The organism is Rhodoferax sp. GW821-FHT07F03, from assembly GCF_059418745.1.
This window is the reverse complement of record NZ_JBWKQM010000002.1, coordinates 249245-268073: the sequence shown is the minus strand read 5'-3', so window position 1 is coordinate 268073 and position 18829 is coordinate 249245. Positions and strand designations below refer to the sequence as shown.

General features: G+C 61.8%; 21 protein-coding genes and 1 tRNA gene. 7 read left to right on the top strand and 15 right to left on the bottom strand.

Features of this window, described 5'->3' with window-relative positions; all coding sequences use genetic code 11:
• The first annotated feature begins 29 nt into the window (after nt 1-29).
• The 3 genes from AC07R0_RS03880 (at nt 30) to AC07R0_RS03870 (ending at nt 2306) form a co-directional block, all read left to right on the top strand.
• A complete protein-coding gene (locus AC07R0_RS03880) occupies nt 30-809 on the top strand; it encodes an enoyl-CoA hydratase (protein ID WP_495073823.1) in 780 nt (259 codons plus the stop codon).
• 116 nt (nt 810-925) lie between these two features.
• A tRNA-Met gene (locus tag AC07R0_RS03875) sits at nt 926-1002 on the top strand.
• 95 nt (nt 1003-1097) lie between these two features.
• Nucleotides 1098-2306, top strand: coding sequence for a multidrug effflux MFS transporter (locus AC07R0_RS03870; protein WP_495103860.1), 1209 nt, complete (start codon nt 1098-1100; stop codon nt 2304-2306).
• Here the strand turns inward: AC07R0_RS03870 and AC07R0_RS03865 are convergent.
• The 5 genes from AC07R0_RS03865 to AC07R0_RS03845 all read right to left on the bottom strand — a co-directional run bounded on the left by AC07R0_RS03865 (nt 2295) and on the right by AC07R0_RS03845 (nt 7478).
• Nucleotides 2295-3476, bottom strand: coding sequence for a haloacid dehalogenase-like hydrolase (locus tag AC07R0_RS03865; protein WP_495103859.1), 1182 nt, complete (start codon nt 3474-3476; stop codon nt 2295-2297). The two genes, AC07R0_RS03870 and AC07R0_RS03865, sit on opposite strands and share 12 nt — an antisense overlap.
• Before the next feature lie 2 nt (nt 3477-3478).
• On the bottom strand, nt 3479-4546 hold the full coding sequence (locus AC07R0_RS03860) for an ABC transporter ATP-binding protein (RefSeq protein ID WP_495097055.1): 1068 nt from the start codon (nt 4544-4546) through the stop codon (nt 3479-3481).
• Between the two features lie 43 nt (nt 4547-4589).
• Complete coding sequence (locus AC07R0_RS03855) at nt 4590-5390, bottom strand: ABC transporter permease (RefSeq protein WP_495073827.1); 801 nt, start codon at nt 5388-5390, stop codon at nt 4590-4592.
• The gene (locus tag AC07R0_RS03850) at nt 5387-6265 is read right to left on the bottom strand and encodes an ABC transporter permease (protein WP_495103960.1); all 879 of its coding nucleotides are present in this window, start codon (nt 6263-6265) and stop codon (nt 5387-5389) included. The genes AC07R0_RS03855 and AC07R0_RS03850 overlap by 4 nt, the downstream gene beginning before the upstream one ends.
• A 118-nt stretch (nt 6266-6383) precedes the next feature.
• On the bottom strand, nt 6384-7478 hold the full coding sequence (locus tag AC07R0_RS03845; protein ID WP_495074216.1) for an ABC transporter substrate-binding protein: 1095 nt from the start codon (nt 7476-7478) through the stop codon (nt 6384-6386).
• Nucleotides 7479-7838: 360 nt separating this feature from the next.
• Between AC07R0_RS03845 and AC07R0_RS03840 the strand changes: the two genes are divergently transcribed.
• Nucleotides 7839-8219, top strand: a complete 381-nt coding sequence (locus AC07R0_RS03840; protein ID WP_495073828.1) for a hypothetical protein — start codon at nt 7839-7841, stop codon at nt 8217-8219.
• A gap of 90 nt (nt 8220-8309) precedes the next feature.
• Nucleotides 8310-9656 carry a tRNA (N6-isopentenyl adenosine(37)-C2)-methylthiotransferase MiaB gene (miaB, locus tag AC07R0_RS03835; RefSeq protein ID WP_495073829.1) on the top strand — a complete coding sequence of 449 codons (1347 nt, stop codon included), beginning with the start codon at nt 8310-8312 and terminating at the stop codon, nt 9654-9656.
• Here miaB and AC07R0_RS03830 read toward each other — a convergent pair.
• The 4 genes from AC07R0_RS03830 to AC07R0_RS03815 form a co-directional block, all read right to left on the bottom strand.
• Nucleotides 9653-10426 carry a hypothetical protein gene (locus AC07R0_RS03830; protein WP_495103858.1) on the bottom strand — a complete coding sequence of 258 codons (774 nt, stop codon included), beginning with the start codon at nt 10424-10426 and terminating at the stop codon, nt 9653-9655. The genes miaB and AC07R0_RS03830 overlap by 4 nt on opposite strands.
• Before the next feature lie 40 nt (nt 10427-10466).
• Nucleotides 10467-11141: a TetR/AcrR family transcriptional regulator gene (locus AC07R0_RS03825; protein ID WP_495073831.1), complete on the bottom strand. Its 675-nt coding sequence runs from the start codon at nt 11139-11141 to the stop codon at nt 10467-10469.
• A 149-nt stretch (nt 11142-11290) separates the two neighbouring features.
• Complete coding sequence (locus AC07R0_RS03820; protein ID WP_495103857.1) at nt 11291-11782, bottom strand: phasin family protein; 492 nt, start codon at nt 11780-11782, stop codon at nt 11291-11293.
• A gap of 135 nt (nt 11783-11917) precedes the next feature.
• The gene (locus tag AC07R0_RS03815; protein ID WP_495103856.1) at nt 11918-12214 is read right to left on the bottom strand and encodes a polyhydroxyalkanoic acid system family protein; all 297 of its coding nucleotides are present in this window, start codon (nt 12212-12214) and stop codon (nt 11918-11920) included.
• A gap of 121 nt (nt 12215-12335) precedes the next feature.
• Between AC07R0_RS03815 and AC07R0_RS03810 the strand changes: the two genes are divergently transcribed.
• Entirely contained in the window at nt 12336-12638 is a 303-nt protein-coding gene (locus tag AC07R0_RS03810; RefSeq protein WP_495103855.1) for a DUF1840 domain-containing protein, read from the top strand.
• Between the two features lie 21 nt (nt 12639-12659).
• Here the strand turns inward: AC07R0_RS03810 and AC07R0_RS03805 are convergent, their stop codons facing one another.
• Entirely contained in the window at nt 12660-13679 is a 1020-nt protein-coding gene (locus tag AC07R0_RS03805) for a tripartite tricarboxylate transporter substrate-binding protein (protein WP_495103854.1), read from the bottom strand.
• Nucleotides 13679-14116: a universal stress protein gene (locus AC07R0_RS03800; protein WP_495103853.1), complete on the bottom strand. Its 438-nt coding sequence runs from the start codon at nt 14114-14116 to the stop codon at nt 13679-13681. Before AC07R0_RS03800 ends, AC07R0_RS03805 begins: the two co-directional genes overlap by 1 nt.
• Nucleotides 14117-14198: 82 nt before the next feature.
• Here AC07R0_RS03800 and AC07R0_RS03795 point away from each other — a divergent pair, with 82 nt between their 5' ends.
• A complete protein-coding gene (locus tag AC07R0_RS03795) occupies nt 14199-14933 on the top strand; it encodes an alpha/beta fold hydrolase (protein WP_495103852.1) in 735 nt (244 codons plus the stop codon).
• 4 nt (nt 14934-14937) lie between these two features.
• Here AC07R0_RS03795 and coaD read toward each other — a convergent pair whose 3' ends face one another.
• From coaD to AC07R0_RS03775, 4 genes are read right to left on the bottom strand one after another with little or no spacing between them, the layout of a single operon-like run.
• The gene (gene coaD, locus AC07R0_RS03790) at nt 14938-15438 is read right to left on the bottom strand and encodes a pantetheine-phosphate adenylyltransferase (RefSeq protein ID WP_495103851.1); all 501 of its coding nucleotides are present in this window, start codon (nt 15436-15438) and stop codon (nt 14938-14940) included.
• Nucleotides 15435-16085: a 16S rRNA (guanine(966)-N(2))-methyltransferase RsmD gene (rsmD, locus tag AC07R0_RS03785; RefSeq protein WP_495103850.1), complete on the bottom strand. Its 651-nt coding sequence runs from the start codon at nt 16083-16085 to the stop codon at nt 15435-15437. Before rsmD ends, coaD begins: the two co-directional genes overlap by 4 nt.
• Nucleotides 16082-17425, bottom strand: coding sequence for a M16 family metallopeptidase (locus tag AC07R0_RS03780; RefSeq protein WP_495103849.1), 1344 nt, complete (start codon nt 17423-17425; stop codon nt 16082-16084). The genes rsmD and AC07R0_RS03780 overlap by 4 nt, the downstream gene beginning before the upstream one ends.
• On the bottom strand, nt 17425-18807 hold the full coding sequence (locus tag AC07R0_RS03775) for a M16 family metallopeptidase (protein WP_495103848.1): 1383 nt from the start codon (nt 18805-18807) through the stop codon (nt 17425-17427). The genes AC07R0_RS03780 and AC07R0_RS03775 overlap by 1 nt, the downstream gene beginning before the upstream one ends.
• Nucleotides 18808-18829 lie beyond the last annotated feature (22 nt).

Genomic DNA, 18829 nt, shown 5'->3' with positions numbered 1-18829 from the left:
AACATTTCTCTACCCACCAGGAGCATGGCATGGACTACCAACTGATCACCGTACGCACCGAGGCCGACAAGGTCGGCATCATCACGCTGAACCGCCCCAAGCAGCTGAACGCCTTGAATGACCAGTTGATGGACGAGCTGGGCCACGCGCTGAAGCTGTTTGACGCCGACGCGGCCATCGGCTGTATGGTCATCACCGGCAGCGAGAAAGCTTTTGCCGCCGGCGCCGACATCACCGCCATGGCCGGCTACAGCTATGCCGATGCCTTCAAGGCCGACTTCATCACCCGCAACTGGGAAACCCTGCGGACCGTGCGCAAGCCGGTGATTGCCGCGGTGAGCGGCTTTGCCCTGGGCGGCGGCTGCGAGCTGGCGATGATGTGCGACTTCATCATCGCAGCCGACAACGCCAAGTTCGGCCAGCCCGAGATCAAGCTGGGCATTATCCCCGGCGCGGGTGGCACGCAGCGCCTGCCGCGCGCCGTAGGCAAGTCCAAGGCCATGGACATGGCGCTGACCGGCCGCATGATGGACGCCGCCGAGGCCGAGCGCGCCGGCCTGGTCAGCCGCGTCGTGCCGATAGACCAGCTGATGCTTGAGGCCCTGGGCGCCGCGCTGATGATCTGCGAGTACGGCCAGCTGGCGGTCATGGCCGCCAAGGAGTCGGTGAACCGCGCGTTCGAAAGCAGCCTGAACGACGGCATGTTGTTCGAGCGCCGCCTGTTCCACAGCCTGTTTGCCACCGCCGATCAGAAGGAAGGCATGGACGCGTTCGTCAACAAACGCAAGGCCGTGTTTACGCACAAATAAGCCCTGACAGCAGGCTGCAGCGTGAATATCCGGCCCGGAAGAACCTGGGTACTTGTCTAAAATTTAGGGTCAATCTCAAAACAAGCGAAAAAAGTGGGCTATACTCTTGGGCTGTTGGTGATATAGCTCAGTTGGTTAGAGCGCAGCATTCATAATGCTGATGTCGGTGGTTCAAATCCACCTATCACCACCAAAAATATTAAAACCCGCAGAGCAATCGTTCTGCGGGTTTTTTCGTTCCAGCAGGCTACCCACATACATTCGGCGGCAACGACACCAAGGAACTCCATGAAATCGCATTTCTTCCGAACCGCGCTGGTGCTGGGCCTGCTGTCAGCCATTGGCCCGTTTGCCATCGACATGTACCTGCCCGCCCTGCCCTCCATCGGCCAGACACTGGGCGCCAGCATGACCGCCGTGCAGGCCAGTCTGATGGCCTTCTTTGTGGCGCTGGGCATTGGGCAAATTCTGTACGGCCCAGCGTCGGACATGCTGGGGCGCAAGGCGCCGCTGTATTTCGGCCTCAGCCTGTTCGCCGTGGGCAGCGTGGGCTGCGCGCTGGCACCCGATATCCACACCCTGGTCGTACTGCGCTTTGTGCAGGGCCTGGGCGCGTGTGCCGGCATGGTGGTACCCAATGCCGTGGTGCGCGACCTGCACACCGGCCCCGATGCAGCGCGGCTGATGTCCTTGCTGATGCTGGTCTTCAGCGTGTCGCCCATCCTGGCACCGCTGGCGGGTAGCTTCCTGATCGAATGGGCCGGCTGGCGCAGCGTGTTCTGGGCCGTGACTGTGGCCGCCGGCCTGGGCCTGGTGCTGTTGGCCACCAGCCTGCCTGAAACCCGTTCGAGCGACCAGCGCGCAGGCAGCAATGTGCGCAGCGCCGTGGCCGCCTACGGCCTGCTGCTGCGCGACCGCCACTACCTGGGGTTGGTGGGCATAGGCGCTTTCGGCATCTCCAGTTTTTTTGCCTATTTGGCGAACTCCTCTTTTGTGCTGATCGACCATTACGGCCTGACGCCACGCCAGTACAGCCTGGCCTTCTCGCTGAATGCGGCGGCCTTTATCGGTGCCGCCCAGTTCACCGGCAAGCTGGGCGCGCGCTACGGCCTGGCGCCGTTGGTGAAGACCGCCGGTGCGGGTTATGCCGCCACCATGGTTCTACTGTTGTTGCTCAACCTGACAGGCATGGACCGGCTGGATGTATTCATCGGCATGCTGTTCGTGGGCTACGGCTTTCTGGGGCTGATGATGCCGCTGACCGGCGTACTGGCGCTGGAAAAGCACGGCAATATCGCCGGCACCGCATCGGCACTGATGGGCACGCTGCAGTTCGCGGCAGGCGCCTTGGTGATGGCCTTGGTCGGCCTGTTTGTGGATGGCAGCGCACGGCCCATGGTGGTGGGCATTGCCGGCTCGGCCATGGTCGCCTTTGGGCTGGCCTACACCACGCTGCGCGGCACGCACCGCAGCGCGGCCGTTACATCAAACCAGTAACTGCGGGGCGCTGCGCCCGTATTTCAGCGTCTGTTCCTGGCCGTTGAAACAGCCCCGGGCTTCGTCCCGGCCTTGCAACACAAAGCGTGCGTTCGGCTGGCCCAGCGTGGCGGCAGCTTGCTGGCTGTTCAGGCCAATTTGACCAGGGTGCAGGCGGTTGATGATCACCCCCAACTGGGTGTCGGCAAAGTCTTTCATCATCCAGGCGTCGCCATCACTATCGCCAAACACCAGGGCTGGCCCATAGCCCTTGGTGGCCACCCAGTGCTTTTGTATGCCCAGTGTCTTGCCCGGGCCCCAGTTGAAATGCCAATCTTTGCGGTACACCGGTGTGTACTTGCCGTCCAGCATCTCCAACTTCAGGCCCAGCACATTTTCCGGTGGCACGTCGTAGCCCAGGCCAGGGTGGCCTGCATACGCACGCACCACGTCGTCCAGCGAAGCAGTGGACACCAACACATCAAAACCATGGGCGCGCAAATCACGCATCAACTCCGCCATCTCGCCATGCACGCGCATGCCGTAGAAGTGCACGGGAGCAAGCTGCCCGGCCCGACCCGGCAGCTCTGCACTGCTGGTGATGGCCGCCTGTTGCAGCGGCAACGCCAAATTGTGGGCTACCGCGTCCAGCACCATGGACTGCAGCTCGGCTGTGCTGAAGTTGCTATAAAAATAGATGATCCACTTGTAGCCCACCTCCATGGGGTAGCTGTCGCACAGCGCCCCGTACATGAAGTAGAACTTGGCGCAGAAGTTCTGGTACTGCGGGGTCTCCACCAACTCAGCCAGCGGCGTTGTGCCGCCCAGGGTCGCGCAGCGGGCGTACAGCCAGCTGTAAGCCTCACCAATATCGGCCGTCAGGTCTTGCATGTCCACCGGCTGACCTTGCACATTGCTGCAATCCGCATGGAACAGGCCCTCGGGCACACCCAGGCGCAGCACGTGGGCAAACTCGACGGGCGTCAGCTTGAAGCGCAGCTGCTCGGCCTGGTACAGCAGCAAAGCTTCTTCCGCATCGTTCATGATGCAGGTGTTGTCCCAGTCGAATACGGCATACGGCTTCTTGTCCGGGTTATAGCCGGCAGCACTCTGCCCCAGGGTGCTCAACACCCGGTCTAGGGCGCGCCGATTCGCGGGCGACCAGCCGGTCATGGCATTGTCCGCAACCATGCTCAGGCCGCCTCTTCGAGTACCAACAGGTTGTCGAAGGAAAAGCCCAGGTGCACAGGCGCGCCACGCTCCGGCAGGGCATGGCTAGGGTTGTTGAATACATCCAAAGAAATCACCACGGTATCGACGCGCGCGCGTATGCGCACCACGGCGCCCAGGAAGTGCACATCCTCCACCGTCGCGGCCAGCGAATTGCGACCGGACACGGGTGCTTCCAGCGAAATGGCCTCGGGCCGTATCGCCAGTGCACGGTTTTGACCCGCCACAGCGCCAGGCATGGGGTTGGCGGTGGTCAACGTCTGGCCACACACCTGCAACTGACCAGAAGCCGCATCCATAACCACTCCGGACAACAGGTTCAGCGTGCCCACGAAAGACGCCACAAACCGCGTACGCGGAAAGTTGTAAACCTCGGACGAAGTACCGATCTGCTCCACTCGGCCTTCGTTCAACACCACGATGCGGTCGGAGATGGACAAGGCCTCTTCCTGGTCGTGTGTGACGAAAATGGAGGTAATACCCAGCTCGCGCTGCACCGCACGGATTTCTTCGCGTAGCGAGACGCGGATCTTCGCGTCCAGCGCCGACAGGGGTTCGTCCAGCAGCAGTACCTGGGGCTTGCCGGCCAGGGCCCGCGCCAGCGCCACGCGCTGCTGCTGGCCGCCCGACATCTGCCAGGGATAACGCCCCCCCAGGTGCCCTAGGCCGATCAGCTTGAGCATCTCTTCCACGCGGGCATGGATTTGCTCCACCGGCATCTTGGCGACCTTGAGGCCAAAGCCTATGTTCTCGGCCACGGTCATGTTCGGGAACAGTGCATACGACTGGAACACCATGCCGATCTTGCGTTGGCTAGTGGGCACATGGGTCACATCACGCCCATCGAACTTGATGGTTCCGCCCGATGGCCCCTCAAAACCGGCAAGCATGCGCAGAATAGTGGTCTTGCCGCAACCGGACGGGCCCAGGAAGGTAATGAACTCGCCGCGCGCGATGTCCATCGTGAAGTCATGCACCGCGGTCTGGTTGCCGAAGGTTTTTTTCAGGTGGGATATTTCGAGGAAAGCCATCGCGTGTGGTGGGTAGACAGTGGGTGGACGTGGAAATACGGGTTCAGGGTTTGGTCGCGTTCTTGGCATTGCGCCCAAACACCTGGATCAGGCCCATTGAGGCCCAGGTCAACATAAAGGCCATGACCGCCAGCGCGGAGGGTTCGTAGGCCTTGTTGGCGCCCACCAGTTGCAGATAGGGGCCAAAGGCCGGGCGGCTCAACAGGCTGGCCATGGTGAACTCGCCGATCACCACCGCGAAGGTCAGAAAGGCACCCGACAAAATCGCCGATCGCACATTGGGAAAGATCACCTTGAACAGAATGGTGAAGGTGTTGGCGCCCAACACCTCGGCAGCCTCCGTCAGCGTGCGCACATCGATGGCACGCAAGCCGGTATCGATGGATCGGTACATATACGGCAGCGACAAAGTCACGTAGCTACAGACCAGCAAGAAGTCTGTGGCCCGCTCGTTGCCCGTCAAAGGAATCCAGGAACTGCTGTTGAAAATCCGCAGGTAACCAAACACGATCACGATGGCCGGAATCACCAGCGGCAGCAAGGTGATGAACTCCACCAGCGGCCGCAGCTTAGGCAGGCGCAGCTGCACCCAGTAGGCCGTGGGCACCACCAGCAACACACCCACGATGATGGTGATAACCGCCATCATGATGGAGTAGCCAAACGTGGCCTGGAACAGTGGGTCGGTAAACACGACGCGATAGGCTTCAAAGCTGTACTCACCGCGCAGCATGCGCAGGCTGAATTCAAACGTGGCCAGCAGCGGAATCAGGAAATAGCTGGCGCCAACGCCGATGGCGATCCAGGCACCTAATCGCGATGTGGATTGGGATGCGGGTTTCATGTGCGCCCCTTTTCGGACTTGCTACGCAGCCAGATGTAGCCTGCATTGGACAGGCCAGTAATCACCACCATGCCCAGGGCCAGGGCATAGCCCAGATTGGGGTTGTGCAGCACATCACCACGGATCTGCGCGTACAACAGGATGGGCACAATGTTCAGCGAACTGCCGGTCAGCGCATAGGCGGTCGCCACCGCACCAAATGCGTTCGCAAACAGCAGCAGCATCGCGCCCATGATGCTGGGCCACAAGACCGGCAAGGCGATGTAGCGCCAGTAGTGGAAGGAAGAACCACCCAGGCAGTCGCAGGCTTCGCGCCATTCGCGCTTCAACCCTTCCAGCGCGGGCGACACGATCAGCACCATCAGGGGAATCTGGAAGTACAGATAGGTCAGGGTCAAACCGGTAAAGCTGAGGATGCTGAAACCGGTGGAATACAGGTCAAAACCCAGGTACTTGCGCATCAGCGTGGTCACCAGGCCCACGCGCCCCAGCGTCGCCAAAAACGCGAAAGCCAGAGGCACACCCGCAAAGTTGGAGGCCACGCCGGAAAACGTCATCAGCGTAGGCCGTATCCAGGCGGGCAACTGGCCTTGCACAGCAGCCCAGGCCAGCAAGAAGCCAATCACACCGCCACCGATGGCCGACGCGGCACTGATACGGAAGCTGATCCAGTAGGCGTTGATGACGTTGTCGTCAAACAGGCCGCGCAAATTGTTCAGCGTGAAGTGGCCGGCCGGGTCCTGGAACGCCCCGACCATCAAATAGCTGGTCGGAAGCACCAGGAACACGGCGGCAAAGACCAGGAAGGGTGCAACACCCAGCCAGTTCCAGCTGAGTCTGCCCCCCGGTTTGGGCAGCGCAGCAGAGGGCGCCATACTTGAAGAATTAGTCACGATGAGCCACTTAAAGCAGCGCCCTCAGGCAAGCGAGAAAGCCAAAAAGAAGCTGGCATGACCGACACCGGTCAGGCCAGCACTGTCCAAATGCTTTGGATTACTTCACAGCGGCACCGACGAGGGTGTCCCATTGTTTGGTAATGGTTTCTTTGGCAACGCCTTGCTGTTCCAGCGTGGGGAAAACCGCCTTGGCATACCCGGCTGCTGGTGGCAACTTATCCAAACTGGCCTTAGGCAACTTTTTCTTAGCCATCAGATCGGCAAACCGGATGGGGTGGCAGTAGCCGTCCAGCCAAGCCGCTTGGCCTTCGTCGGAATACAAATACTCCATCCACAGCTTGGCTGCGTTCGGATGCGGTGCATACGCGCTAATGGCTTGTGCGTAAACGCCCGCAACAACACCAGACTTTGGCACCACCACCTGGACATTGGGATTGCCCTTCAAAGAATCACGGTCGGCCAGAGCGTTGTAATCCCAGCGGATGATGATGGGCGTAGTACCTTGTGCCAGTGATGCAGCTTTACCAATCACGGGAACAAAATTACCAGCCTTGTTCAGATCGCGGAAAAATGTCAGGCCCGCAACAGCCGCCTTGGCAGGATCGTTGGGTTCCTTGGAGATACCTGCGGCGTAGATGCCCTGGATGGCCTGGTTTGCAGCGCGCGGGTCACCCGCCAGAGCCACAGCGTTTTTGTATTCGGGCTTCAGCAGGTCGCTCCAGTCGGTGGGCACCTTGCTGATCAGGTCGGTGTTCACCTCGAAGGCCAGCACACCGTAGTAATCGCCATACCAGAAGCCATCGGCATCCTTGGAGTCGTTCGGAATAGACGCCCAGTTGGCGACCTTGTAGGGTTGCAGTAGGCCAGCGGCCTTGGCTTGCGGGCCAAAGGACAAGCCCACGTCGATGGTGTCGGGTGCTTGAGGACCCTTGTTATCCTTGTTGGCCTTGATGGCCTCCAGTTCATCGCCAGAACCCGCGTCAGGGTTGAGTTCGTTGACCTTGATGCCGTACTTGGCCTTGAAGGCATCAATCATCTTGCCGTAGCCACACCAGGATCGCGCCAGCGCGATCACGGTCAACTCGCCCTCTGCCTTGGCAGCTGCGACGAGCTGGGCCGATTGGGCCGAGGCATTCTGGGCGCTACCCAGTGCCACAGCAGCGGCAGCCGACACAGCGAGGAGCTTGAACATTTGACGAGGCATATCACTTCCTTTTCGTTATCTAGCAGAGAGACAGTTGACAGTGAAAGATCAGGGTTCTTGCAGGCCCGCGCACCACGGCAACGGCGACTGCAAACACCCAGCCCAGGCTGGAGGCAAAGAGTCTGAAGAATTACTAAACAATTACAACAAAACCCTCGATTGCATACTAGCGCCCCCCCTTTGCTTGCGCAATCCTAGTGACGGTTTATGACCATTCCGCGACTATTCCATGACATTTAGCAATATCCGAGCCATCTTTACGCAGCGCACCACGCACATGGTGGCGGCCGAGGCCGCGCGGTAAAATCGCGGCCACCCAGCCTCTGGATGTACACCACGAACCGCTGCATGCCTACACCATCACGCTCCCTATCCGCTATATTTTTGATAGCCATCAGCGCAGTCATCTTCTGCGCTAGCGCCATTTTTTCTTTAAATGCTGCGGCGCAGACCCGCGACTTCCCGGCCAGCGCATTGCGCGGATCGCTGCAAGTCACATTGCCACCCCAGGTAGAAATGGACGGCAAAGCCGACCAGCTCTCACCCGGCGCGCGCATCCATGGCACAAACAATCTGTTGGTGCTATCCGGCAGCCTGGTCGGACAAACCATGTGGGTGAACTACACCCGGGACACCAGCGGCTTGCTGTCCGAGATATGGATACTGACCGAGGCCGAGGCGGCCCTGGAACGCAACGGCGCCAAACCCAAACGCTTCTTCTTTTTCTGATACCTGGCGCCAGCCCAGGCGGCAGCACGATTCCAAGCATTGCAATGGCATGCGGCCTTGAGCTAACACCGCGCGCCCAGAAAGTACCCCATGAGTAAAAAAGTCTTTATCAAAACCTTTGGCTGCCAGATGAACGAGTACGACTCGGACAAGATGGTGGACGTGCTGCATGCCGCGCAAGGCTACGAGACCACGCAAAACGTGGACGAGGCCGACCTGATCCTGTTCAACACCTGCTCGGTGCGTGAGAAGGCGCAGGAGAAGGTTTTCAGCGACCTGGGCCGCATCAAGCACCTGAAAAAGAAAGGCGTACAGATCGGCGTAGGCGGCTGTGTTGCCAGCCAGGAAGGTGCGGCCATCATTGCCCGCGCGCCCTATGTAGACGTGGTGTTTGGCCCGCAGACTCTGCACCGCCTGCCCGAGATGCTGAACCAGCGCGCGCTGCAAAGCCGGCCGCAGGTGGACATCAGCTTCCCGGAAATCGAGAAGTTCGACCACTTGCCACCGGCGCGCGTAGAAGGCGCATCTGCCTTTGTCAGCATCATGGAAGGCTGCTCCAAATACTGCAGCTACTGCGTGGTGCCGTACACACGCGGTGAAGAGGTTTCACGCCCCTTCGACGACGTGCTGGTGGAAGTCGCCGGCCTGGCCGACCAGGGTGTGAAGGAAGTGACGCTGCTGGGCCAGAACGTCAACGCCTACCGGGGCAGCATGGGTGACACGGCCGAGATCGCCGACTTCGCGCTGCTACTGGAATACGTGTCCGAGATTCCCGGCATCGAGCGCATCCGCTACACCACCAGCCACCCGAATGAATTCACCCAGCGGCTGATCGACGCCTACGACAAGCTGCCCAAGCTAGTCAGCCATTTGCACCTGCCGGTGCAGCACGGCTCCGACCGTATCCTGATGGCCATGAAGCGCGGCTACACCGCCATGGAATACAAGAGCACGGTGCGCAAGCTGCGGGCCATCCGCCCGGACATGGCCATGAGCAGCGATTTCATCGTCGGTTTCCCCGGCGAGACCGAGGAAGACTTCCAAAAGATGATGAAGTTGGTACATGACGTGGGCTACGACAACAGCTTCAGCTTCATCTTCAGCCCCCGCCCCGGCACGCCGGCGGCCAACCTGGCAGACGACACGCCGCACGAGGTCAAACTGGCGCGCCTGCAGCATCTGCAAACCGTGCTGAACGACAGCGTGCGTTCCATCGCTGCCCAGCGGGTGGGTACCGTTCAGCGGATCTTGGTGGAAGGGCCTTCACGCCGCCCCGGCGCCCATGGTCTGGAGCTGATGGGCCGCACGGAATGCAATCGGGCCGTCAACTTCCAGGGTCCTGAACGCCTGATCGGCCAGATGGTGGATGTCACCATCACCGAGGCCATGTCCTTCTCGCTGCGCGGCGAAGTCCGGTTGCTGGAAACCGCGAGCTAAGTTTCTAGTTCGGCGCGGGCGAGGTCTGCGGTGAGCCGCTCAGAAGCGTCAAGCGGCTCTACAGCCGAGGCCTGCTCGTACAAACGCGTGGCCTCGGGTATGGCCGCCTCGCCGTTCAGCATTACCAAGGCATTCGCATATTCGACCAAGGCAATCGCCGAGTTAGGGTACATGCGCAGCGCCTCACGCAGCAGGCGCAGGCTTTCCTCTTTGCTGACGCCATAGGTCATGCTGCCAATCAAGGGGCCGACCTTGTCAATCACTTCCGCATGAAAGGCCCCCAGGGCCACATGGGCCGCCACGTGGTGCGGTTGCAAGCGGATCGTGCGCTCCAAAGAATCTTTGACCTTGCTGCCCAAACCCAGGGCCAGCGCCTTGGCCACGTTGATGCACTGGCTGTAACGCCCCAGCGCATAGGCATGCCAGTACCAGGCATTGGCGTTACTCGGATCCGACTCGACCTGGGCTTGTGCTCGCTTGGCCACGTCCATGAACAGGTCCAACCGCGCCTTCTCGCGCGGCTCCAGATAGGTTGCATACATGCTGCAGGCCTTGTTGGCCACGTTCAGACCCGCATTCCCCAGCGCCAGGCCGGCTTCGGTGGCTTGCTGGAATTCACCGTTGTGGAACAGCGCCCAGGCCTCCAGCAAACGGGTATCGCCTGGCGGTGGCTCCACATCCAGCTGGTGCAGGCGCTGCCAGCTCTTGGCCAGGCTGGCCGTATCAAAAGCAAAAGCGCCCGGATAAGGAAAAGTCGTCCACTGGGTCATGGCATGTCTCCTGGGTTGGCAGCGTTGCTCGCTGGGGGAATCAGGCCGCTACGTTGGCAGCTCCATCACTATAGGCAGAAACCAGTTTCAGCAGATGCATGCGCTGCCCCATTTCCAGATAAGGCAACAGCACATTGAGCACATGGTGGGCACCGCGCAATGGCGCCAGTTGCGCACTTTCCGGCTCCATGGCGTGGCGCGGGTCCCGCACGTATTCAAAACTCAGCCAGTACGTCAGCACCACCACCATGCTGGTAGCGGTAGCTTCGGTCTCACGGGCATCAATCTGCAGGGCACCGGCCTGGGCCATGCTATCCAGCAAGGCCCGCAAGGCCCGGGTCTTGTTCTTCAACACCCACTGGAAATGGGTTTCCAGGTGGCGGTTGTTGCTCAGCAAATCATTCAGGTCGCGGTACAGAAATCGGTATTCCCATATCAGCTCGAACAAGCTGTGCATGAAGAACCAGGCGTCTTCCACATCGCGCACGCCGTCGCTGGCATTGAGCAATTCGGTCAACCCGCGCTCATAGCGGTCGAACAATGCGTTGATCAGTTCCTCTTTGGCCGGGTAGTGGTAGTAGAGGTTGCCGGGGCTGATGGACAGCTCGGCGGAGATCAGCGTGGTGGAGACGTTCGGCTCTCCAAACCGGTTAAACAAATCCAGCGAAACCTCCAGAATGCGTTCTGCAGTACGGCGCGGCGCTTTTTTCGCCATGGATGTCTTCCCTGTGATGAATGCCCCACTCTACCCCAGGCCATGCGGCGATAAAACTAGGGATGGCGCTAGTAGGGTCATCAGTGCGCAGACCACAAAAAAGGGTGCCACAGCACCCTTTTTCAGTCTTGGAGCACTGGGCTCCTGGTTCATTCCACAGAGCTGCCGTCAGCTGCAGCTTTGCGCCCGGTCGCCCGCTTGACCGCAGGCTTGCCACCCTCGACGCGGGCGGAGAGTGCTTCCACCGCCTGGGTCAAAGCGTCCACCCGCTCCAGCAGCAAATCCACATCGCGGGCCGAGGGCACACCCAGCTTCTTCAAGGCCTTGGCAACCCGGTCTTCAAAGATGTTCTCCAGCTTATCCCACTGGCCGGTGGCGCGCTCGGAAATACCCTGGGCCAGGTTGGTCATCTTGCTGGCGGCTTCGGTGATTTTTTCTTCGGCCATGACCTGCGACTTGCGCTGCATGCCCAGCCCCTCTTTGACCAAAGCTTCAAACACCTTGCCGCCCTCTTCCTGTGCCTTGGCGAATGCGCCCAAACCCGCCAGCCAGATCTGCTGGGCCGAATCCTTGACAGATGGATGGGCGGAAGAGCCGCCCTCCGGGGTGGTGCCGCTGTCGCCGGGCTGTTTCGTGGCCATGGAAAATCCTCAAAAATAGAGATGAACGATCTCAAAAACGATGGCATCACTGTACGCAGGGCCACGCACAAGATGTAGAGACGCGATCCTAAGCGGCTAGAGGCGTAGCTCTAGCCAGCACCATAAAACGGCGGCCTAAACCGCCTGCGCCAGCATCTTGTCCATGCGCCGGGCCACCTCGGACTCAATCTTGTCCTTGAAGGCACTCAGCAGAAATCCCAGCTCCGCATCCAGCACAAAGCGGTCCTCGGTAATTTGCACCGAGCCGGTCACGCCCGGGCGCTGGAAGCTGATCTCGTCGCTCGACTCACCTTGCTGGTAGCTGCAGCTCATACCCAGCCGGGTTTCGGCCTGCTCGATCCACTCGCCAACCAGTTTGCGGGCGTTCAACAAGCCCAAAGTGTGTTCACGCTGCATATGGATATCGCTCACCAAGATACTCCTGAAAAAAGGACTGAAAACATCCGTTCCAAACCGGATACAAGGCCGGATGATGCCAGTCTATTGCGCCCAAGAAGGGCACAATAGTGACACCTCTTTGAAAAGGTTTTCCATGCTGTACAAATTCAAATCCAAAGCAGACGGCGATCTCATCATGCACGAAGCGAATGGACGCCAGGTACTGGAAATCATCGGCAAGACGCCAGGTGCCCACGGCATCATCCTGGTCAGCGAGTTTGCGGCGGCCGAGGCCGCGCTGAACGCTGCCATCGCCAAAGACATCCAGGAACGCAAGGAAGCCACCGCCGAAGCCAAGGCCCATCTGGCCGACACGGTGTCTTTACAACAACGTGCCATGCCCTTTATCGCCATGCTGCACCGCTGTGCCAAGGAAGACGCCGACGTGACCTGGTAGCTTCTAACGGCTGAGCCAAACTCAATCGGCGTACACGCCTGCGGCCTTGATGATGGGGCTCCATTTGGCGATCTCGGCGGCCACGAACCTCTTATGCTCGGCCGGCTCCAGGCGCTTGTCCGTCACTACGACGGCCCCCTGGTCGGCCTGCTTGCGGATGAAATCCGGGTCTTTCAGTGCAGCCTTCAACGCCGCATGCAGCCTGGCCAACACGGCTGCCGGCGTGCCCTTGGGGGCGTATAGGCCATGCCAGATGGTGACTTCAAAACCCTTCAGACCAAGCTCCTGCAAGGTCGGCAGATCCTTCAACAACGGCGTGCTCAAACGCTTGGCCGTCGTCACCGCGAAAGCCTTGACCTTTTTGGCCTCGATCTGGTTGGTGGTGTTGGTGGTCTGGTCGCACATCAGGTCGATCTGGCCACCAATCAGGTCGGTGATCGCCGGTGCAGCCCCCTTATAGGGCACGGTGGTCATATCAGCCTGCAGCGCACTCTGAAACAACAGACCGCACAGGTGCGAGGCCGAGCCCACGCCGGCATTGCCCAGGTTGATACGGCCCTTGTTCTGTTCAATCCAGGTCGCCAACTCTTTGTAGTTGTTAGCAGGCATGCTGGGCTTGCTCACCAGTGTCATGGGCACCTCATCCACCAGGCCCAGGTATTCAAAATCTGTTTCCACCTTGAACGGCAGGTTGCGCACCAGGGTGGGCATGGTGGCCATGCCGATATGGTTCAGTAGCAAGGTATAGCCGTCTGGCGTAGCGCGTGCGGCCTTGGCCGAACCAATCGAGCTACCGGCACCAGCGACGTTATCCACCACGATGCTGATGCCGCCCAGTGGCTTACGCAAGGCCTCGGCCAAATCACGCGCCACCCGATCGGTGGGGCCTCCGGCCGAAAACGGCACGATGATGCTAATGGTTTTGCTGGGAAAGCCGGCCGCCTGGGCCGACAGCGCCAAAAATGTGACCGCCAGCACCGCCCCGCATTGCGTGAACGCAAGCAACGACCTAAGGCTGCCGGCCCAGGGTCTGAAGGGCATCAGGCGTCCTCCTGTGGTTTGATCACCATGACCGGCACCTTGGCCGCATGCAAGACTTCATGCGATACCGATCCCAGCAAAGCGCTGCGCAGGCTGCCTTTGTCACGCGCGCCCATCACCACCATATCGCAGCCATAGCGCTCCAAAATGTCGATCAGGGTATGCGCCGGATCGCCACTGGCCACCTCGCATTCAAATGGAATATGGGCCTCCCGCAGCAAAGCCTCACCCGCCTTGAGCGCATGGGCACCCGCCTGGGCACTCGCCCGCTCAATCAGCAAAGGGTCGGCGACCATGACCATCTCGTACAACTGCGCAGGCTCTTGCACATTGGCCAGCACCACGCTGGCCTGCAATCCCTGGCGCACCAGGCTGATCACCTGCCGCACAGCCTGCAAAGACACGTCGGAGCCATCCAGGGGCAACAAAATTTTCATGGCTTATCCTCTCGAACTTTGAAAAGTCCAGCATAGGCCCAAATCCGCCTTCAACGCCACCCCGCAGCCAAAAGATTCCCGCATGCCCGCATTGATATTGATTCCCGGACTGGTCACAGACGCTGAAATATGGCGCGACCAGTTGGCCGCGCTGCCCCCGCACTGGCGTACCCTGGTGACCGATGTACATACCCGCCACGCCCGGATCGAAGCCATGGCCCAGGCGTTGCTGCAAGAACATAGCGGCCAACTACTGCTGTGCGGCGCCTCCATGGGCGGAATGGTGGCCATGGAGGCCGCGCGCCAGGCACCCGAACGCATCCTGGGGCTGGCCCTGCTGGGTACCAGCGCGCGACCGGAAACCGAGGCCCACCGGCGGCAGCGGGGAAACGCCATCCAGATGTTCAAAGACGGGCGGGTGGCAGAGTTCGTGCGCGCCAGCGGCACCATGGCCTTCTCCCGTGAACAAGCCGGCAACAAAGTGCTGGCGGCGCGCTACAAAGAGCTGGTCTTGCGCGCCGACACGACACAGTGGATACGGCAGAACCAGGCCCTGATGGAACGCCCCGACGCTCGCCTGCACATGCGCCAAGTCCGCTGCCCGACGCTGGTGCTGTGCGGAGCTGACGACCTGATGACGCCACCCGAACTGTCCCGCGAAATCGCCGCCCTGGTACCGGCCGCGGAGCTGCATCTACTTCCCCGGTGCGGCCATATGTTGACGCTGGAGCAACCCGCCACGGTAAACTGCCTGCTGCTGGACTGGCTGAACCGCCTGGTGATCACACCAGCGCCGCAGGCGCCACGCAAAACATAAAAACTCAGGGTGCTGCCAGGCTGCGCACCTTCGCATCCAGCTGTTGCTGCACGAACGGCGAGACGAATTTATGCACCTCGCCGCCCAGCAATGCGATCTCGCGCACAAAGGTGCTGGAGACGAACTGAAAGCCGTCGCTGGGGGTCAGGAACACGGTTTCCACATCCGGCATCAGGGTACGGTTCATGCCGGCCAGCTGGAATTCGTAGTCAAAGTCGGTCACCGCGCGCAGGCCGCGCACCATGGCCTTGCCGCCACGCGCCACCACGAAGTCGCGTAGCAGGCCGGAAAAGCTTTCCACTTGCACCTGGGGGTAGACCTTGACCGTTTCGCGCACCATCTCCATGCGCTGTTCCAGGCTGAACAAGGTCTTCTTGTGATGGCCAGCCGCCACGGCCACGATGACGCTGCCAAACAGCTGGGTGGCGCGCCGCACCACGTCCTCGTGGCCCAGGGTCATGGGGTCGAAGGTGCCTGGGTAGACGGCAACGATAGGCGGATTCATGACGGCTCTCCGGCCGCCAGCAGCTGCAGCAAATGGGCGTGCACCGCTCCCGCCTTGAGGTAGCGGTGGGTGCGCAAGCCATGCGGTTGCAGCAACTCGTCGGTCCACTTGGCGGGGGCCTCCAGATACACAAAGCCCTGGGCCTGTACTGCCCGCGCCGCTGCCGTCAGGGCACCGGCATACAAGTCGGACTCGAACGGCGGGTCCAGCAGCACCAGGTCCACGCTGGCCGGGGCCAGCTGGCGCAGAGCCGCCACGCCGTCGCCACGCTGGATCTGGGTGGCACTGGCCTGCAGCTTGATCTGGGTGGCCTTGAGCTGTGCTACCAGCGCCGGGTCCTGCTCGTAGAAATGGACGCTGGCCGCACCGCGCGACGCGGCCTCGAAGCCCAGCGCGCCAGTGCCGGCAAACGCGTCCACGCAGCGCCATCCCCCCAGGTCCTGGCCTAGCCAGTTGAACAGGGTCTCGCGCACCCGGTCCGGTGTGGGGCGCAGGCCGGGCTTGGATGCCACCGCCAGGCGGGTGCGTTTCCACTGGCCGCCGATGATGCGCACCTCGCCGGGCTTGCCGCCGACCGGGTGCGGGTCCGAGGGGCGGGGTTTGGTCTTCTTGGCCGGGGCTTTGGCCGGGCGCTGCAGGGTGCTCATGGGCTTTCTCCAACCACCACGGTGGCCATTTTTTCGGGTTGCAGTACGCGGGCGAACGCGGCCTTGATATCGGCCTGGGTCACACGTTCAATCTGTTCGGTCCAGTGGTCCAGGTAGTCCAGTGGCAGATGGTTCCAGGCGATGTTAGCCACGTTGTCCAGCAATTTGCGGTTGCTGTCCAGGCGCAGGGCGAATCCGCCCTCCAGATTGTCCTTGGCGGCCTGCAGCTCGGCTGCGGTCGGGCCATCGGCCACGAAGCGGGCCAGCACATCCTTGGCCACCTGCAGCGCCTGCACAGCCTGGTCAGGCCGGGTCTGCAGGCCGATGCTGAAGGCACCGGCATGCCGTCCGGGCGCAAAAGCGCTGTAGACGCTATAGCTCAGGCCGCGCTTCTCCCGCACCTCGGTGGTCAGGCGCGAGCCAAAGCCCCCACCGCCCAGGATGTGGTTACCCACCAGCAACGGGAAGAAGTCTGGGTCGGCGCGCGCATAGCCGGGCTGGCCCAGCAGCACCTGGGCCTGGGCCGCAGCAAAGGCGATGTGCTGCTCGCTGGCCTGGTGCAGGGGCGCCACCTCCGGTACGGCCGGTAGCTCGGCGCAAGTCTGCGCCTGGGGCAGGCGCTGCAGCAGACGCGACACCAGTTGCTCCGCCTGAACGCGATCCACTGCCCCCACCAGGCTGACCGTGGCATAGCAGGGCAGGATGCTGCTAGCGTACAGCTTGCGCATATCGGCCACGCCAATACGGGCCAGGGTCTCGGGCGTCAACTCGCGGCCATAGGGGTGGTCGCCGTACACGGCGGTGGCAAAGGCGCGGCCGGAGATCGTCGCCGGCCGGGTGTTCGCCTCTTTCAGCGAAGCCAGGATGCGTGGGCGCTCGCGTTCCCATAGCGCCTCCGGAAAGGCCGGCTCGGCCAGCTGGCGGGCGGCCAGGACCACGGCCTTGTCCAGCAGGTCCGGATAGGTCAGGGTGCGCAGCGAAAAGCCCATGCGGTCGGCACTGGCGCTGCTGCTGAAAGATGCGCCCAGGTCGGCCCACGCCTCGCCCAGGGCATTTTCATCCAGCGCGGGCCCGCCAGCACTGGCCCGTATGCCGCGCCCCGCCGTGGCAGCCGTCAGGCGGGCCAGGCCAGCCTGGGCTGCGGGGTCGCGGCGGCTGCCGGCGTCGAAATCGATCTGCACATCCAGCATGGGGATGCCTGGGCTGGGCACCAGGTAGACCTGGGTGCCGCCTTGCGTCCAGTGCTGTATGGGGATGGCGGCCTGCGCGGTTTGCAGACAAAAAAGGCCTCCAGCACAGATAAATGCTGCGCCAGCAGCTATCTTTTTAATAGTTTTCATCAGCGCAGATCTCCGGTGGGCAGGGCACGGGACTTTTTACGGTTGGGGTCCAGCGGCTGGGGCCACAGTGCCGCCACGGTCAGCAGGTCGTCGCCAAAATAGCGGGCGGCCACGGCCTGCACCTGGGCACCGGTGATGGCGCGCAGACGTTCGATCAAGCGCCGGTTGATGTCCAGCGGCAGACCCTGCACCCAGTGGCTGCCCAGCTCGCGCGCCTGGTTCATCACCGAGTCCAGCTTGTAGACCTCGCTGGACACCCATTGGGTCTTGACACGGTTCAGCTCGGCCTCGGTCACGCCCTGCTGTGCCACCAGGGCGACCTGGGCACGCAATGCGGCTTCGACCTGCTCGGCGGTGTGGCCACTGGCCGGTACGCCTTCCAGGATGAACAGCTGCGGGCCACGCCCAACCAGCCCGCTATAGGCGCCAGCGCTGTCGGCCACCGGGCCGCCCGGCTGGCCGTGCTCCTGCGTCAGCGCGCGGTCCAACCGGGCACCGCTGTAACCATCCAGCACGGCGGCCAGCACGGTCAACGCCAGGGCGTCGTCGTTATCGTCGGCCAGGCTGGGCATCTTGTAAGCCAGGGTCACATAGGCCTGCTCGGCCGGGGCCTTGAAATCCATGCGCTTGATGCCGACCTGCAGCGGCTCCAGCCGGGGCTTGCGCGGCGGCACGGCACGCGCCGGGATACTGCCGTAGTACTTGCTGGCCAGCTGGCAGACCTGGGCCACATCCACGTCACCGGCCACCACCACGGCGGCATTCGCCGGGGTGTACCAGCGCTGGTAGAAGGCCCGGGCGTCGTCGGGCGTCATGGCGTCCAGGTCGCTCATCCAGCCCACCACCGGGCGGCGGTAGGGCGAGGCCATGAAGACGGTGGCATTCAAGGCCTCGTTCAGCAGCGCGCGTGGCGACTCCTCGGTGCGCATGCGGCGCTCCTCCTTCACCACCTCCAGCTCGCGCTTGAATTCATCGTCCGACCACTGGTTGTGGGCGAAGCGGTCGGCCTCCAGCTGCATCACCGCTTCCAGTTTGGTGGCGGGGATCTGCTGGTAAAAGCCGGTGTGGTCCTTGGCGGTAAACGCGTTTTCACGCCCGCCCAGGGCCGCCACGCGGCGCGAAAACTCGCCCGGCAGCAGGCTGGGCGTGCCCTTGAACATCATATGCTCCAGGATATGGGCCACACCCGAAGTGCCGTCCACCTCGTCGATGGAGCCGGCGCGCACCCATAGCATGTGCACGGCCGTGGGGGCGCGGTGGTCGGGTTGGACGATGACCGCCATGCCATTCGGCAGGTCGCACCGCGTGACCGCGGGCGCTGCAGTTTGGGCGTGGGCCAGGGCACTCAGGCCGCAGCACAACAGGAGTAAAGGACGTTTCATAGAATGGCTGATTCTAAGAACG

What these genes read in the sequence shown, in the direction of transcription:
- AC07R0_RS03855 (WP_495073827.1), bottom strand. Translation starts at nt 5,390, where the DNA reads ATGAAACCCGCATCCCAATCCACATCGCGATTAGGTGCCTGGATCGCC.
- AC07R0_RS03775 (WP_495103848.1), bottom strand. Translation starts at nt 18,807, where the DNA reads ATGAAACGTCCTTTACTCCTGTTGTGCTGCGGCCTGAGTGCCCTGGCC.
- AC07R0_RS03850 (WP_495103960.1), bottom strand. Translation starts at nt 6,265, where the DNA reads ATGGCGCCCTCTGCTGCGCTGCCCAAACCGGGGGGCAGACTCAGCTGG.
- AC07R0_RS03810 (WP_495103855.1), top strand. Translation starts at nt 12,336, where the DNA reads ATGCTGTACAAATTCAAATCCAAAGCAGACGGCGATCTCATCATGCAC.
- AC07R0_RS03780 (WP_495103849.1), bottom strand. Translation starts at nt 17,425, where the DNA reads ATGAAAACTATTAAAAAGATAGCTGCTGGCGCAGCATTTATCTGTGCT.
- AC07R0_RS03800 (WP_495103853.1), bottom strand. Translation starts at nt 14,116, where the DNA reads ATGAAAATTTTGTTGCCCCTGGATGGCTCCGACGTGTCTTTGCAGGCT.
- rsmD (WP_495103850.1), bottom strand. Translation starts at nt 16,085, where the DNA reads ATGAGCACCCTGCAGCGCCCGGCCAAAGCCCCGGCCAAGAAGACCAAA.
- AC07R0_RS03805 (WP_495103854.1), bottom strand. Translation starts at nt 13,679, where the DNA reads ATGCCCTTCAGACCCTGGGCCGGCAGCCTTAGGTCGTTGCTTGCGTTC.
- AC07R0_RS03830 (WP_495103858.1), bottom strand. Translation starts at nt 10,426, where the DNA reads ATGACCCAGTGGACGACTTTTCCTTATCCGGGCGCTTTTGCTTTTGAT.
- AC07R0_RS03845 (WP_495074216.1), bottom strand. Translation starts at nt 7,478, where the DNA reads ATGTTCAAGCTCCTCGCTGTGTCGGCTGCCGCTGCTGTGGCACTGGGT.
- AC07R0_RS03870 (WP_495103860.1), top strand. Translation starts at nt 1,098, where the DNA reads ATGAAATCGCATTTCTTCCGAACCGCGCTGGTGCTGGGCCTGCTGTCA.
- AC07R0_RS03820 (WP_495103857.1), bottom strand. Translation starts at nt 11,782, where the DNA reads ATGGCCACGAAACAGCCCGGCGACAGCGGCACCACCCCGGAGGGCGGC.
- AC07R0_RS03880 (WP_495073823.1), top strand. Translation starts at nt 30, where the DNA reads ATGGACTACCAACTGATCACCGTACGCACCGAGGCCGACAAGGTCGGC.
- AC07R0_RS03825 (WP_495073831.1), bottom strand. Translation starts at nt 11,141, where the DNA reads ATGGCGAAAAAAGCGCCGCGCCGTACTGCAGAACGCATTCTGGAGGTT.
- coaD (WP_495103851.1), bottom strand. Translation starts at nt 15,438, where the DNA reads ATGAATCCGCCTATCGTTGCCGTCTACCCAGGCACCTTCGACCCCATG.
- AC07R0_RS03840 (WP_495073828.1), top strand. Translation starts at nt 7,839, where the DNA reads ATGCCTACACCATCACGCTCCCTATCCGCTATATTTTTGATAGCCATC.
- AC07R0_RS03795 (WP_495103852.1), top strand. Translation starts at nt 14,199, where the DNA reads ATGCCCGCATTGATATTGATTCCCGGACTGGTCACAGACGCTGAAATA.
- AC07R0_RS03865 (WP_495103859.1), bottom strand. Translation starts at nt 3,476, where the DNA reads ATGGTTGCGGACAATGCCATGACCGGCTGGTCGCCCGCGAATCGGCGC.
- miaB (WP_495073829.1), top strand. Translation starts at nt 8,310, where the DNA reads ATGAGTAAAAAAGTCTTTATCAAAACCTTTGGCTGCCAGATGAACGAG.
- AC07R0_RS03860 (WP_495097055.1), bottom strand. Translation starts at nt 4,546, where the DNA reads ATGGCTTTCCTCGAAATATCCCACCTGAAAAAAACCTTCGGCAACCAG.